Annotated in this window: 12 protein-coding genes; 4 read left to right on the top strand and 8 right to left on the bottom strand. The window is 66.3% G+C overall.

The window, feature by feature from the left end; translation table 11 throughout:
- Nucleotides 1-43: 43 nt before the first annotated feature.
- The 4 genes from SRU_RS11850 to SRU_RS11835 form a co-directional block, all read right to left on the bottom strand.
- Nucleotides 44-1,060 carry a FecR family protein gene (locus SRU_RS11850; protein WP_237701725.1) on the bottom strand — a complete coding sequence of 339 codons (1,017 nt, stop codon included), beginning with the start codon at nt 1,058-1,060 and terminating at the stop codon, nt 44-46.
- Nucleotides 1,061-1,134: 74 nt separating this feature from the next.
- On the bottom strand, nt 1,135-1,785 hold the full coding sequence (locus SRU_RS11845) for an RNA polymerase sigma factor (RefSeq protein ID WP_011404975.1): 651 nt from the start codon (nt 1,783-1,785) through the stop codon (nt 1,135-1,137).
- 343 nt (nt 1,786-2,128) lie between these two features.
- Nucleotides 2,129-3,379, bottom strand: coding sequence for a fasciclin domain-containing protein (locus SRU_RS11840; protein WP_231847142.1), 1,251 nt, complete (start codon nt 3,377-3,379; stop codon nt 2,129-2,131).
- A 152-nt stretch (nt 3,380-3,531) separates the two neighbouring features.
- On the bottom strand, nt 3,532-4,503 hold the full coding sequence (locus tag SRU_RS11835; RefSeq protein WP_231847141.1) for a hypothetical protein: 972 nt from the start codon (nt 4,501-4,503) through the stop codon (nt 3,532-3,534).
- 431 nt (nt 4,504-4,934) lie between these two features.
- Between SRU_RS11835 and SRU_RS11830 the strand changes: the two genes are divergently transcribed.
- Nucleotides 4,935-6,521, top strand: coding sequence for an acyl-CoA carboxylase subunit beta (locus SRU_RS11830; RefSeq protein ID WP_173387050.1), 1,587 nt, complete (start codon nt 4,935-4,937; stop codon nt 6,519-6,521).
- A 12-nt stretch (nt 6,522-6,533) separates the two neighbouring features.
- On the opposite strand, the gene SRU_RS11825 is transcribed toward SRU_RS11830, so the two are convergent.
- The gene (locus tag SRU_RS11825; protein WP_011404971.1) at nt 6,534-6,836 is read right to left on the bottom strand and encodes a GIY-YIG nuclease family protein; all 303 of its coding nucleotides are present in this window, start codon (nt 6,834-6,836) and stop codon (nt 6,534-6,536) included.
- 111 nt (nt 6,837-6,947) lie between these two features.
- Between SRU_RS11825 and SRU_RS11820 the strand changes: the two genes are divergently transcribed.
- A complete protein-coding gene (locus SRU_RS11820; RefSeq protein WP_043552528.1) occupies nt 6,948-7,226 on the top strand; it encodes an Lrp/AsnC family transcriptional regulator in 279 nt (92 codons plus the stop codon).
- 97 nt (nt 7,227-7,323) lie between these two features.
- Here SRU_RS11820 and SRU_RS11815 read toward each other — a convergent pair whose 3' ends face one another.
- Complete coding sequence (locus SRU_RS11815; protein ID WP_011404969.1) at nt 7,324-9,867, bottom strand: M14 family metallopeptidase; 2,544 nt, start codon at nt 9,865-9,867, stop codon at nt 7,324-7,326.
- A 168-nt stretch (nt 9,868-10,035) separates the two neighbouring features.
- On the opposite strand from SRU_RS11815, the gene SRU_RS11810 reads away from it, so the two are divergent.
- The gene (locus SRU_RS11810) at nt 10,036-10,320 is read left to right on the top strand and encodes a polyhydroxyalkanoic acid system family protein (protein ID WP_221231545.1); all 285 of its coding nucleotides are present in this window, start codon (nt 10,036-10,038) and stop codon (nt 10,318-10,320) included.
- A 10-nt stretch (nt 10,321-10,330) separates the two neighbouring features.
- On the opposite strand, the gene SRU_RS11805 is transcribed toward SRU_RS11810, so the two are convergent.
- On the bottom strand, nt 10,331-10,825 hold the full coding sequence (locus tag SRU_RS11805) for a DinB family protein (RefSeq protein ID WP_231847140.1): 495 nt from the start codon (nt 10,823-10,825) through the stop codon (nt 10,331-10,333).
- A gap of 178 nt (nt 10,826-11,003) precedes the next feature.
- Here SRU_RS11805 and SRU_RS11800 point away from each other — a divergent pair, with 178 nt between their 5' ends.
- The gene (locus SRU_RS11800; protein WP_011404966.1) at nt 11,004-11,675 is read left to right on the top strand and encodes a DUF2459 domain-containing protein; all 672 of its coding nucleotides are present in this window, start codon (nt 11,004-11,006) and stop codon (nt 11,673-11,675) included.
- A gap of 41 nt (nt 11,676-11,716) precedes the next feature.
- On the opposite strand, the gene SRU_RS11795 is transcribed toward SRU_RS11800, so the two are convergent.
- Nucleotides 11,717-13,495, bottom strand: a complete 1,779-nt coding sequence (locus SRU_RS11795) for a SulP family inorganic anion transporter (protein WP_011404965.1) — start codon at nt 13,493-13,495, stop codon at nt 11,717-11,719.
- Nucleotides 13,496-13,715 lie beyond the last annotated feature (220 nt).

Below are 13,715 nucleotides of genomic sequence, written 5' to 3'. Positions count from 1 at the left end.
TGGGAATTAGCTGGTTGCGCGAGGGCGGGCGGGAAGGGGCTACTCAGTCCCGAACCAGCTCGTATCCCTGGCTCGTCTCGCGGTAGGTGAGGCCCTGTACGATGCAAACGTCGCGGAGCACGTCCTCCAGGCGAGCATCTCGGGCGTAGTGGAGCGTCATCGTGTCGGTCTCGGCCGCGGGCACCTTAAGGCGGAGCGACACGCCGAAGCGGTGCTCCAACTCGCGCAAAATGGCCGGGAGCGACGCCTCCGCCAGTCCGAAGCCGCCGGTCCGCCAGGCCTGCACGTACTTGAGGTCGGTGAGGGTCGGGGCGCTCGGGGGGGCGTTCCGACCGGACACTCGGCTCGCCTCGCCGCGCTCATCGAGCACGACCGCTCCGGTCTCCGAGGAGGTTCCCGCGACCCGTACTTCGCCGCTAGCAACGGCCACGCGGGTCTCCGGTGTGTCGTCCTGCGGACGGGCATGAACGTGAAATTCGGTCCCGAGCACCTCCACCTGGGCGTTTGGAGTCTCGACCCGGAAGGGCCGGTCCCCGTCCACAACGGAGAAGAAGGCCTCCCCTTCCAGCCGAACCTCGCGGGCGGAGGCCTCCACCAGTGGAAGCGTGGAGAAGCCCCGCGCATATTCGATCGTGGTGCCCCCGTTCAACTCGACGGTCGAGCCGTCCGGCAGGGTGATGGAGGTGCGCTCCCCGGCCGCCGCGGTTACGGAGGCCGGCTGGCTCCACCACAGGGCGCCGCCCCCGACGAGACAGAGCACGAGCGCCGCGACCGTTAGGACCTGCGTCCAGCGCTGGCGCCGACCGGCTGCGGAGCCCGGAGCCCGGGCGGGGCGGTCGTCGGCCCGTCGCGACGGGGGGGACGTGTCGGAGGGCCCCTCCTCCGCGTCGGCAGCGTCGAGGTCGAGGCGGCCGGCAAGCTGGTCCCATTCCTCATCTACGTTGTACGCCTCGGCCCGCTCCTCGTCGGTGCGCTGTAGGAGGCGCCAGATGCGTTCATTGTCCTGCTTCTCGTCGCCACCGTCGGCCGGGTCGTCAGAATGGGAGGAAAGCGAGGGCATATCCATGGGCGATCGGGAAGCCATCAAGGGGCAAATAGTGACGTCTGTGTCCGTCTCTCGTTCAGAGCGCGGAGTCACGGCTCGGACCGTACATCTGGACGGTATTCACCAAGACGCTCGCGCAGGGTACGCATGGCCCGGACGATGTGATTGTTGACCGTGTTCGGCGACACGTCCATGATCTCGGCGATCTCGTCGTGACTGAGGTCCTTCTGCCGGCGCAGCGTCAATGCCTCGCGCTGCCGGTCGGGCAGTTCCGCGATCCATCGTTCGAGCAGGGACCGAAGCAGATCGGCGTCGAGGGTCTCGTCCGGAGCGGGCGGGGAGGCATCGGGATGGGCGTCCCGCACGTCCTGCTCATGATCGCGGCGTACCGCCTCGTCGCGCTGATGGTTGTACACGCGATTTCGGGCCATCTGAAACACGTAGGCCTGAAGCGAGTCGACCGTGTCCATCCGGTCGCGAATCGACCAGAGCTTCGCAAATGTATCCTGCGTGATGTCGTGGGCGAGAGCCTCATCCTGCACCATGCCGCACACGAAGCGAAAGACCGGTTCGGAGAGCCGCCGAAAAATGCGTTCGAAGGCCGCCTCGTCGCCCGTCCCAAGGCGGTTCCGCAAGACGTCGAAGGAGAGCTCGTCGTCTTCCGGGGGCGAAGCACCCGCCCGCGGCGCAGCGCCGGGCCGGGGCGTCGAATCCTCAGACGAGGAGGGGGACATCGTCATCGGAAGGGCGAAACAGCAATGGATGAAGAACCACCGAGAGAAACTCGTCGATCAAAAGTTGTCCGACCCAATAAGCACGTCCATAAGCATCCGTTAGACCCGTACGATCTTGATCACAACCACCCATAGTAATGAAAATAATGTAACAAGACTTCTCTTCGTAGACGAGAGCGCACCAGGACGCCGATCCTCCACCCACTCCGCGAGCGTCGATCATAAAAAACGCCGGACCTCCCCCCCTGGGTGAGGGAGGAGATCCGGCGCGGCCACGGGTTGCTAGGGGTCTTCTCCTTGAAGGAGAAGGAGGCCCGTGGGACATCGGTCATCGGACGTGGAAGCGCCTTTAGTAGCCGCCGCCTCCCCCGCTGCTGGAGCCCACGTCACCCTGAGAGACGACGTACTGCAGGTTGGCGGCACTCTCGTGCACGTTCACGTAGATGCCGTCGCTGTTGAGGACGTCGTTCGGTACAATCTGGCTACTTCGCGCCTTCGAATCGGTCCCATCCACCGGGCTGAGGTAGTCCTGAATGGCGCCCCCCGAACCGTGAATGTGGGCCGGGTGGGAAACGGTGGCCTGCGTCGGCCCATCCCCAAATTCGCCGTCGCCATCCGGGTCGAGCCGGACAGTGACGAGGGTCTGATCGGCCGTGAGTTCACGGAGTCGAAGCTGGCCGGGCACGCCATTCGAAAAGTCGCCGTTGTTGGGCTGGGCGGTCAGCTCCTTCGTGTTCGTCGTCGGGTTATCGGCCAGCGAGAGTCCCGCGCCGAGTGTGCCCGTCGCATTGGACCCGATGTCGCCCTGGGCGACAATGTTGCCGAGGTTTTCGACACTCTCGTGGATGTTCACGTATCCATTGAAGCCCGCAAGGGTATCGAAGGACCGGTCTACGAGACGGGCCGAGGTGCCGTCGTTTGCCTCGTTTCTATTCGTTCCGTCCAGAGATGAGAGGTAAATCGCGATTTCTCCATCCCCCTCGTTGTGGATATGCGCCGGGTGCGAGACGCTGGCCCCGGTCGGGCCGTTGTCCAACGACAGCGTCACGAGCGTCTGGCTGTCGTTGTACTCCCAGAACGTGACGGTTCCCTCAACCCCGCTCGAGATGGCGCCGCTGTTGGACTGGGCGGCGAGGTCGTAGCTTACGCGTCGCGGAAAGCTTTCCGGAATCAGCACGCCGCCGATGACGTGGGCGACGCCGTTGCTGGCCTCAACGTCGGACTGGCTCACCGGTACGCCCCCGACCGTGAGCGTGCCATTCTCGGATCCGATCTGGAGCTCCTGGCCCTCAACGGTCGTGACGCTCTCGCGTCCCTCCAAGTCGCTGGCGGTGAGCGCCTCCCCCTGCACGACGTGGAAGTTCAAGAGGTCCCGAAGAGGGTCCGGGTTGTTGGTCAGGCTCTGCACGTCGACGTTGTCGAACGCCGGATTGGCCGGGGCAAAGACCGTAAAGGTGGCATTCTCATTGCCAAGGGTTTCGGCGGGATCCGCGGCCTGGAGCGCGGAGGCGAGGGTGCCAAGGTCGTTGTCGTTACTGAAAACCTGGATTATTGAGAATTGCGGGTTCGTCGTCCATTGGAAGCAGGAATGCAGTAACACAGGAATGCAGCAACGAAGGTGATCGGAGGCAGGCCCGTCGGTCCAAATGGACGTACGGGGCAGAAACACGAGCAGGAAAAGGGACCCCCCGACACGTGGTCGGACGGTCCCTTTTCCGGTTCGTGTGATACGTGACGCTAAGCGGGGATGCACTAGTATCCGCCGCCCCCACCTCCACCGCCGCCCCCGCCGCCATCGTCGCCGCCACTGGCATTGGCGCCGATGTCGCCCTGCGCGACGACATTGCCAAGCTTCGCGGCGCTCTGGTGAACGTTAACGTAGCCGTCGAAGCTCGTCAGGTTGTCGTAGGAGCGGTCGACGAGCTTGCTGCTCCGAGCCGCAGGGTCGGTGCCGTCAACAGGGCTGAGGTAGATTGCGATGTTACCCCCCTCCGATGCACTGTTGTTGTGGATGTGCGCCGGGTGGGATACGCTCGCTCCCGTTGCATCGTCCTCGTACTGCTCGTCACCGTCGACATCGAGCTTCCAGGTGACGATTGTCATTCCGTTGGTCACCTCGTTAAACGTCACCTGGCCCGGGATGCCGTCCGGAGCGACGCTGCCATCGTTCGAGCTGGCGGACAGTGAGTACGTCGTTGATTGGGGATTGTCCACTACGTTGAAGCCTTCGCTGGTCTGGCCGTCGGCGTTGGCCCCAATGTTGCCCTGCGCGACGACATTGCCGAGGTTCGCGGCGCTCTGGTGGATGTTGATGTATCCGTCGAAGTCGGCAAGCTGATCAAACGATCGGTCCACGACCCGAGCACTTGTCCCCCCTCCGCCGGTGCCGTCGATTGGGCTGAGGTAGATCGCGATGTTACCCCCCTCCGATGCACTGTTGTTGTGGATGTGTGCCGGGTGGGACACGTCTGTGTTTGTGGCTCCACCGTCGAGTTCAAGCGTGACGAGTGTCTGGTTGGGGCCCAATTCCCGAAAAGTGGCCGTGGCGCTCACGCCGTCGGAGAGCGCCCCGTCGTTGGACTGGGCCGACAGGTCGTAGCTCACTTGGCGGAGAGGCTGATCTGCATTCATTCCCGAATCGCTGCTGTCACAGCCGGCCAGTACCCCGAGGGCCAGTGGAAGAAGGCAGAGGATTGGGAGGGTGGAAGTACGGAAGACGTCCATGAGACTAAACTTGGTGTGTATCCGAAAGAACATGGGTTAAAGTGTTAAGAGGCTCCTTCATCCCGGAGCCTTCGCTGTTGCAGCCTACGAGGACGGGCCCGAAGACCAGCAGTCCCATCCAGAGACCGATCGTCCACCGGTTCTCTGGAAGAACAGATTGAGGGAAGGTGAATCACATGGTGGCGGGATTCGTGTCGGTCGAAGGGCTACATGTAGGCTAACCTTCTATTTGCAGTTCTACGACACGGAGGAGACAACCAATACCCATCGGAGAATGAAACGGGAGCGTAATAGGGGGACCGACCGAGTCTTTTTCCGTCGGTCGTTGGCCGATGCGTCCGTTCGGTCTTGCGTTGACGAATCCCGTGCTACCACCTACCTTCATGGAGCAATTCCCTGCCCCAACTCTCTTGCACGACCCTGCCTGTCACATGAGCGACCCCGACGACACCCCTGCCGACACGTCTTCTCGTGATGACCGGTACGACGACCTGGAGCGCCGCCGCGCGGAGGCCGCCAAGGGGGGCGGGGAGGAGCGCATCGAGCGCCAGCACGAGAAGGACAAGCTGACGGCCCGCGAGCGGCTCGACATTCTGCTCGACGACGACTCGTTCGAGGAGCTCGGCACGTTCGTGCGCCACCAGGAAACCAACTTTGGCCTCGACGAGGACCGCCCGCCCGGCGACGGGGTGGTCACCGGCTACGGCACCATCCAAGGGCGCCTTGTCTACATCTTCAGCCAGGACTTTACCGTCTACGGCGGGTCGCTGGGCCGGGCCCACGCCGACAAAATTGTGAACGTGATGGAGAAGGCGCTCGAAAACGGGGCGCCCGTGATCGGCCTCAACGACTCCGGGGGCGCCCGCATCCAGGAGGGCGTCAAGAGCCTCGGCGGCTACGCGGACATCTTTAAGCTGAACACGGAGGCCTCGGGCGTCGTCCCCCAGATTTCGGCAATCATGGGGCCGTGCGCCGGGGGGGCGGTCTACAGCCCGGCCATCACCGACTTCACCCTCATGGTGGAGGACTCCAGCTACATGTTCGTGACCGGGCCGAACGTGGTGAAGACCGTCACACAGGAGGAGGTAACGGCGAACGACCTGGGCGGGGCCCGGACCCACGCCACCAAGAGCGGCGTGAGCCACCTCACCTGCAGCAACGACGTGGACTGCCTCCGCCGCATCCGCGAGCTGGTGGGCTACCTGCCCCAAAACTGTGAGGAGGATCCGCCGCGCGTGCCGCGGGAGGAGGTGGAGAGTGCCCACGACGGGGACGCACTGGACGGGCTCGTGCCGGAGGACCCGAACCAGCCCTATGACATGCGCGACGTCATCCGGCATCTCGTCGATGCGGACGACTTTTTCGAGATCCAGCCCGACTTCGGTGAGAACCTCCTCACCGGCTTCTCGCGCATCGGCGGGCGGCCGGTGGGTATTGTGGCGAACCAGCCCGCCGTGCTGGCCGGCACGCTCGACATCGACGCCTCCATCAAAGGGGCTCGGTTCGTACGCACCTGCGACGCCTTCAACGTGCCGCTGCTCGTGTTGGAGGACGTGCCCGGCTTTCTGCCCGGCACCGATCAGGAGTGGAACGGCATCATCAAGCACGGGGCCAAGCTGCTCTACGCCTTCTGCGAGGCGACTGTCCCGCGCATCACCGTCATCACGCGCAAGGCGTACGGCGGGGCCTACGACGTGATGAACTCGAAGCACATCGGTGGCGACCTCAACTTTGCTTGGCCCACCGCCGAGGTGGCCGTGATGGGGCCGAAAAGTGCCGTCGAGATCATCTACCGCGACGAACTGGACGATGCGGACGACACGGAGGCGGCGAAGGACGACTTCGTGGAGCAGTACCGCGACCGCTTTGCGACGCCCTATGTGGCGGCGGAGTACGGCTACGTCGACGACGTCATCAAGCCGAGCGAGACCCGCAAGCGCCTCATCTGTGGCTTCGACATGCTGGAGAACAAGGTGGTCAACAATCCGCGCAAGAAGCACGGCAACCTGCCGCTGTAGCGGGCCTGGGAGCTACGCCGAGTCGGATGTCTCCGTCCCGTTCTGCACAAGCCGCTCTTTTTCCCTTCGTCGGAGCTGCTTGATCGCGTACTCCCGCTGCATGGCGGCGGACTGACTGTCGTACGTTTCGACGTGAACCAGCGTCACCGGGCGTCGCCCGCGGGTGTACTTGGCCGCCGTACCCTCGTTGTGCTCTTCGACCCGCCGCTCCACGTCCGTCGTGTAGCCGGTGTAGTAGGTGCCGTCACGGCACTCAATGACGTATACGTAGTGCCCGCCGGCGGACGCTTCATTCGTTGAGGGCGTAGGGGACATGGGAGCGAACTGTGATCTCGGAGCAGTGCGTTTGGCCGTCTGGGGATTTTGGTGTATGTTGCCCACACAAATGCTTACCTCATCTCTCCGCACAAAACACGTCCAGGCAACATGGTCACCGCAATCGTTCTGCTCGACACCAAGCGCGGCAAAGTCAACGAGGTGGCCGACGCGCTCGCGGCCCTCGATGGCATCACGGAGGTCCACTCCGTGGCGGGACGCGTCGACCTCGTCGCCATGTTGCGCGTCGACGAGAACGAGGCGCTCGCCGACCTCGTGACGAACGAGATCCGCCAGGTGGACGGCATCACCGACACCGAGACGCTCATCGGCTTCCGCGTGCACTCCAGCCACGACCTGGAAAACATGTTCGGGGTCGGCATGGACTGAATCCCTGTGGGGGAGAGGGAAAGGGATTGGGGGAAGAGGTGAAGAGCGATTCCAGTTTCCCCTTCCTGCTTCCCTCTGCCCCCTTGCCCAAGAACCACTACCCATTGCCGACAAAGAAGACAGCGTTGGCGAAGAGCACCTGCCCGTTGTACCAGAAGCCCCGGAAGAGGGGGTTGTCGACGAAGTAGGTCACCCGGCCGTCCCCGAGTGGCTGCGTGCCGAAGAGGAACGTGTCGCCAATGGCCCGCTGCGCCTCGTGGCCCATGAAGCCGTCGACAGGAGCCGGGGCCTCAAGGGCGCCCACGGTGTGTCCGGAATCGAGGTACGCGAACGCGTCGTCGTTGCGCTTGAGGGTGAAGTACGGGGGCTCGACGCCGAACCCGAGCGGATGGGAGTCGTCCAGTCGCACGCGATGAATGCTGCCCGGCGTGGCCCCGGCCAGGCGCTGCCGGGTCTGGGCGTCGTAGGACGTGAGTGCATCGTCTCCGCCGGTCTCCGAGGCGTCGGGGGACTTCCGCGTGAGGGCGTAGGGGGGGCGGTCCGCGAGGGCGCCGGTGGCGGCCCCCATGGCGATGAGGCGCCCACCCTGCCGCACCCAGCCCGTGAGGGCCTCAGCCCGCGCCTCCGTGAGCCACTCGCTGTATTCCCCACTCGGAAGCACCAGCACGTCCACGTCGTCCAGCATCGAGGCCTCAAAGTCATCGGCCGGCAGGAGCGTGACCGGGTAGTTGAGCTGCCGGTCGAAGAAGTGCCACACCTCCCCGACCCGAGTTGGGCTCACAGGGGCGCCCGAGAGGGCGGCCACGTGCGGGGGCTCCACGAACCCGACGTTGTCGGATCCGAAGTCCGGCCCCTGTGCGGTAAATCCGGTCGAGGCGCCGTGGAGCGACTGGTCGTGGGCCTCGGCCAGCCGGCGCACTGTCGCGTCGAAGCGGCCGGTCCGGTTCGTATTCCCGGCACGGGTGAGGAGGAGGGCGCCCGGGTCGAAGGACCGATCGTCCACCGTGAACGACTCCGTGGCGAACCGGAGGCGAAGGCCCTCGTCGAGCAGCGCCGCCGCGAAGCGGGCGTCGGCCCGGCTCGTCCAGGGGGTAACGTAGGCGTAGGGCGCATCCGTGTCCCCGGTCATCGCGGCGGGCGGGCCCGGAGCGGCGTTGGTGTCGGGGGCAATCGACTCCGGAAGCGCGAGGGCCTCCAGGCCGTAGGCGTACGGCAGGCTCCAGGCGGTGATGTCGTACGTCAGGGAGTCGACGATCGTGGTCGTCGGTTCCAGGAGCACTTTCGCGAGGCGGGCCTTCGGCTGGGCCGCATTCACGAGGAGGTCGCCCTCCTGGAGGCGCGCCTGCTCGGTCTCCCCGCGGCGATAGCTGCGTCCGCGCACCGTCTGCGGGTCCGTGACGTAGCCGTAGCGGATGCGTTGTCGGTCGAGGTGGTCGGCGAGGGCCGCGAGCCGGTGCCCCTGCGCGTCCCGCCGCACGACGTAGGTCCGGTACTCGCCAGGCGGGTCCTCCTGGGCCGACGCGTAGTAGTCCGCAAACTGGCGGACCACCTGCTCGTGGTGCTCGGCCGTGGCCTCCACGGTGGAGAGACCGGTGGTGTGATGGCGGCGGAGACGGTCCCGCAGGGTGAGCGTGTCGCCCTCGGCGGTCACGATGGCGCGCCCGGCCCGCCCCGAGCCGCCCTGCTCGTAGGTCATGCCGATGGCGCCGTTGAAGAGGGGCCACGTGTCGCCGTAGCCGGGATAAAACAGGTCGAAGACCTCCTCGGTGAAGTAGAGCCAGCCGTTCTCGTCGAAGTAGTCGGCGTTGTTGCGGCCGATGGTAAACTGAAAGTCGCGCTGCCACTCGGTCAGGTTTTCGTGGTACGGGGCGGCGCCGGGGGCGAAGTAGTACGGCTCGTTCACGCCCATCTCGTGGAAGTCGACGTGGACGTGCGGCATCCAGCGGTGGTAGGCCGCCAGGCGCTGCCGCGTCTCCGGCTGGATGCCCCAGGCCCAGTCGCGGTTAAGGTCGAAGTAGTAGTGGTTCGTGCGGCCGCCGGGCCAAGGCTCGTGGTGCTCGCGGGCCGCGGGACGGGCGTTGGGCTGGTCCCCGGTCATGCGCTTGTACCACTGCACGTACCGGGCGCGGCCGTCCGGATTCAGGAGCGGATCAAGCAACACCACCGTGTTGCCGAGCCAGGTGCCCGTCCGCTCGTTTTGGGGATTGCCGAGGGCGTAGAGGGTGCGGAGCGCCGCCTCGGTGGAGACGGACTCGTTGCCGTGCACCCCGTAGCTGAGCCAGACGACGGCGGTGGGCTCGGCCTGGGGGGCGCCGTCGGCCAGCCCGGCGCGCCTCCGGTTGTCCCGACGAAGCGTCTCGATGCGGTCGTGGTTCTCGGGGGCGGTCACGGTGGCGAGGAGGAGAGGACGGCCCTCCACCGACGTGCCGTACTGGCGGTGCGCCACGCGGGGCGAGTACTCGGCCACGTGCCGCACGTAGTCCACGACCCGGTGGTGCGGCGTAAACTGCTCGCCGAGCGCGTAGCCCAGGAAGGTGGCAGGGGACTGCAGGGGCTCCGCCGGCTGGGCCAGGGCCGTGAGGGGGAGAACCAGAAGGGCACAAACCACGAGGCCGAGGCGGGGACGAACAGCAGGGCGCATGGTGGGGAGAGCGATGAGAAGAACGGGCGGTGCGCCTCCACAACAAACGACGACGGCAGGGCACTTACAAGGGGGACGGACACGAACGAGTCGCAGGCGGAGCGAACGGATCCCGTGGTTCCCCGTACCTCCTCTTCGAATCCAACGCTTCGAAAAACATCCCCGACAATGGCCGACATCGACATCACCCGCTCGCATTCTCTAGGGCTCGACGACGGCCGGGCGGCCGTCGGGCGCGTCGCCGACAAGCTCGAAACCGAACTCGGGGTCGACGCCGAGTGGACGGGCGACACGTTGCAATTTAGTGGGCAGGGGGCCGACGGCCACATCGAGGTGGAGGCCGACGCGGTGCACGTTGCCATCAACCTCAGTGCCTTCCTGCAGCCGATGCGCAGTCGGGTGCAGGCGGAGGCCGAAGACTACCTGGACCAGTCCCTGCAGTCGCAGTCGTAGGGGCCGCCGGTCACTCGGCGTCCCCGCTCGGGGGCCAGAGGCCGAGCGCGCGGCGTACGGTCACAATCTGTCCGACGTGGTAGGCGGTGTGGTCGGCCACGAGCATGACCTCTCGGAGGTACGTGTGCTCGTCGCTGGACGGGACCGTCTCGTAGAGGTCGATCGTCTCGTCGGTGACGAGATCGCACAGGGCCTCCTGGTCCGTCTGCACCTGGGCCACGGACGCGTCCCACGCCGTGGGGGTGGAGGGGGCCGGCGCATCGGGCCAGTAGTCGTGGGGCCAGTCGGCGGCCTCGTAGTCCGGCGTGCGGCAGTAGTCGAGAATGTCGCGCTGGGCGCGCCGGATGTGCTCGGCGAGCTCCCACACCGAGTACGGCAGGGATTCGGGACGGTCGCCCCGGTGCTCCGTGGGCATGTGGGCCACGGCGTCCGCGAACGTGCAGTGGGCCTGTCGGGCGGTGAGGAGGTCCGTGAGGTGGGAACGGAGGGCGGCGTTTGGGTCCATGGGGGGCTCGCTGATTCCAGGAACGTCGTACAGCCTCAGCATAGCCACTGGGCGGCGCGAATGCAGGACGGGGGGGACGCCTCGGCGGAATGCCTTGGGGAATATTTTGGACCTTGAGAACGGCGTCGCTGATTGAAGGAGGCCCTCGCTGTTCTTTTCACCTCGCGCGTCCGAGCACATGCAGTGGTGGCGCAGTCTTCTCCTCGGCGCGGGGGCCGTCTGGCTCGTCGTGCTGGCGGCCCGCTGTCACCTGCCGCGGCGGTCCGTCTCGGCGGGCGGAGGGCCCGACAGCACGGGTGTCCTCTATGTCGTGCAGCACGGCTGGCACGCCGGCATCGCCGTCCGCCGGGCCGACGTCCCCGCCGGCCGGTGGCCCGTCCTGGACGACGTCGCCGACGCGCCGTACGTGGAAGTGGGCTGGGGGGAGGCGCAGTACTACCCCGGCGCGTCGCGGGGCGTGTGGGGGGTGCTTCGGGCCGGCGCCTGGCCCACGGGCAGCGTGGTGCACGTCGTGCCCATCGACCGGCCCGTGCCCGACCGGTTTCCGGCGCGGACCGTCGTCCGGGTGCCAGTGTCGCCCGCCGAGCTGGACGCCTTCACTACGTTCGTGGCGGCGTCGTTCGCCGTCGACTCCACGGGACGAGTGCCCACGGCGGCGCCGGGGTACTACGCCGACAGTCGGTTCTACGCGTCGCCGCTCCCGTACCACGTCTTCAACAACTGCAACCACTGGGCTGCGGCGGCGCTCGAAGCGGCCGGGTGCGACGCATCCCCGCGGTGGGCCTTCACCGTGGGGCAGGTCATCTCCAGGGCGAAGGCGTGTGGGACGCTCGTTCAGGGGGAAGGCTAGGACCCGGGGCGGCCTCGTGCCCACCGCGATCACTGCGCGTGCTACGACGCCGCGGGCGTGGCCTCCGTCTCCTCCGAGTCCGCCATGTTGAAGTAGTGCGTGACGCGGTCGGTCCCCTCCGCGGCGTCCCAGCGCTCCAGCACGCTCACGACGGCCTGGTGCGGATCGAGGTGAAACTTGTTCTCGCCGAGCAGGGCGTGCAGCCCCGAGCGCCGCACCACCTCGCGCACCGGGCCAATGAGGCCGGTCAGGTGGAGCTCAATGCCCTCCTCCTCCAGCGACTCGGTGACCGAAAACAGGGCATCGATGGCCGTCGTGTCGAGGCCGTTGATGCTGCTCCCGTCCACGATCACGACCTTCACGGGGCGCCCCTCGCGCTCGCTTTTCTCCAAAATGAAGTCCTTGAAGTACTCGGCGTTCGCGAACGAGAAGGCCGCGTCCACCCGAAGGACCATGATGTCCCGCAGGCGGGCGGCCTGCTCGAACCGGTCCAGGTCGCGGAAGAGACGGGTGCCCGGGACGTGTCCGAGCTCGGCCACGTTGGGGCGGCTGATGCGGTAGAGCATGGCGACGACGGACGTGCCGATGCCGAGCAGAATGCCCTCCTGAATCCCGATAAAAAGGGTGCAGCCCGCCGTAAAGAGGGCGATGTATCCGTCCCGCCGCCGCGCCTTGAACAGGCTGCGCAGCTCCCGCAGGTCGAACAGCCCGAAGCCCGATACGATAATGATGGCCGCGAGCACCGGCGTGGGGAGGTGGTAGAACAGCGGCGTGAGGAAGAGCAGGGTGAGCGCGATCACCCCGGCCGCAAAGACGTTGGCGAGGGCCGTCTGGGCGCCCGACTGTTCGTTCACGGCCGACCGGGAGAAGCTGCCCGACGCGGGAATGCTCTGGAACAGGCTGCCGAAGAAGTTGCCGGCCCCGACCCCGATGAGCTCCCGGTTGGCGTCGATCGTGTAGCCGTGCCGGGCCGCGAAGATGCGGTCCAGCGAGATGTCCTTCATAAACTGCACGAGCGCAAGGGTAATGGCCGCCGGCAGGAGCGTGTTGAGGTCCGAGAAGCTGAGCGTCCACAGTTCGGGCGCGGGGAGGCCCTGCGGGATGGACCCGACGACCGAGACGCCCTTCTCCCGAAGCCCAAAGCCCCACCCGGCGAGCGTGCCGGCGACGACCACGATCAGGGCCTCGGGGACCTTGGGGAGCCAGCGGGGGAGGCCCATGAGCAGCACAATGCTCGCGGTTCCGATGCCCAGTGTGAGCAGGTGGGTGTTGCCCGCATTCTGAACGGCCTCAATGAGCAACACGTGAATGTACTGGGAGCGCCCCAGCTCCACCCCGAGCAGGCTTCCAATCTGGCTGATGGCGATAATGAACGAGGCGGCCGTCGTGAGGCCGGCGATGACCGGTCGGGACAACAGGTTGGCCACGAATCCAAGCTTCATGGCCCCCATCGCCATCTGCAGCAGCCCCACCATGGCGGTGAGCAGAATGGCGAGGGCCACGTAGCGCTCCGTCCCGGCCTGGGCGATCGCCCCCACGCCCGCCGCGATGATCAGCATGTCGATCGACACGGGCCCGAGCGCAAGGTGCCGCGAGCTCCCGATCAGCGGGTAGACGAGCAGCGGCACGAGGCCGGCATACAGCCCGTAGATCGGCGGGACCCCCGCGATGACGGCGTAGGCCATGCCCTGCGGGATGAGCATGACGCCCACGGTGAGCCCCGCCGTCGCGTCCCCGCGCAGGGCCTCCGTCGTATAGTCCGGGAGCCACTGAAGCAGCGGAAGCGTATCGCGAAGCCACGCCCAGGCTTGATTCCACATGGTGTGCGCCTTGCGGGCGACCTAGTCTCGGAGGGAAACGAGTGTAGCCGGACGGGCCCGGCTGAGAACCGGGACGAGTGCAGACCACCGGAAAGAGGCGCGGCGGCTGTTGATCCGGGCCGATTGTGAAGTGAATACAAGAATGCAATTCCCCAACCAGGCAAACCGCATGCCTACCGGGCCCCAGGGGATGCTCCCTCGTGTTCGCGGGGGAATTACG

Source organism: Salinibacter ruber DSM 13855 (genome assembly GCF_000013045.1).
Lineage (GTDB): Bacteria > Bacteroidota > Rhodothermia > Rhodothermales > Salinibacteraceae > Salinibacter > Salinibacter ruber.
Note: the sequence above shows the minus strand (reverse complement) of the source record. Positions and strands in the feature narration are given on the sequence as shown.

Excerpts from the sequence above, each read along its gene's own strand:
- SRU_RS11805 (WP_231847140.1), bottom strand. The coding sequence starts at position 10,825 with ATGGACCCAAACGCCGCCCTCCGTTCCCACCTCACGGACCTCCTCACC.
- SRU_RS11830 (WP_173387050.1), top strand. The coding sequence starts at position 4,935 with ATGAGCGACCCCGACGACACCCCTGCCGACACGTCTTCTCGTGATGAC.
- SRU_RS11810 (WP_221231545.1), top strand. The coding sequence starts at position 10,036 with ATGGCCGACATCGACATCACCCGCTCGCATTCTCTAGGGCTCGACGAC.
- SRU_RS11800 (WP_011404966.1), top strand. The coding sequence starts at position 11,004 with ATGCAGTGGTGGCGCAGTCTTCTCCTCGGCGCGGGGGCCGTCTGGCTC.
- SRU_RS11835 (WP_231847141.1), bottom strand. The coding sequence starts at position 4,503 with ATGGACGTCTTCCGTACTTCCACCCTCCCAATCCTCTGCCTTCTTCCA.
- SRU_RS11825 (WP_011404971.1), bottom strand. The coding sequence starts at position 6,836 with ATGTCCCCTACGCCCTCAACGAATGAAGCGTCCGCCGGCGGGCACTAC.
- SRU_RS11845 (WP_011404975.1), bottom strand. The coding sequence starts at position 1,785 with ATGACGATGTCCCCCTCCTCGTCTGAGGATTCGACGCCCCGGCCCGGC.
- SRU_RS11795 (WP_011404965.1), bottom strand. The coding sequence starts at position 13,495 with ATGTGGAATCAAGCCTGGGCGTGGCTTCGCGATACGCTTCCGCTGCTT.
- SRU_RS11820 (WP_043552528.1), top strand. The coding sequence starts at position 6,948 with ATGGTCACCGCAATCGTTCTGCTCGACACCAAGCGCGGCAAAGTCAAC.
- SRU_RS11815 (WP_011404969.1), bottom strand. The coding sequence starts at position 9,867 with ATGCGCCCTGCTGTTCGTCCCCGCCTCGGCCTCGTGGTTTGTGCCCTT.
- SRU_RS11850 (WP_237701725.1), bottom strand. The coding sequence starts at position 1,060 with ATGCCCTCGCTTTCCTCCCATTCTGACGACCCGGCCGACGGTGGCGAC.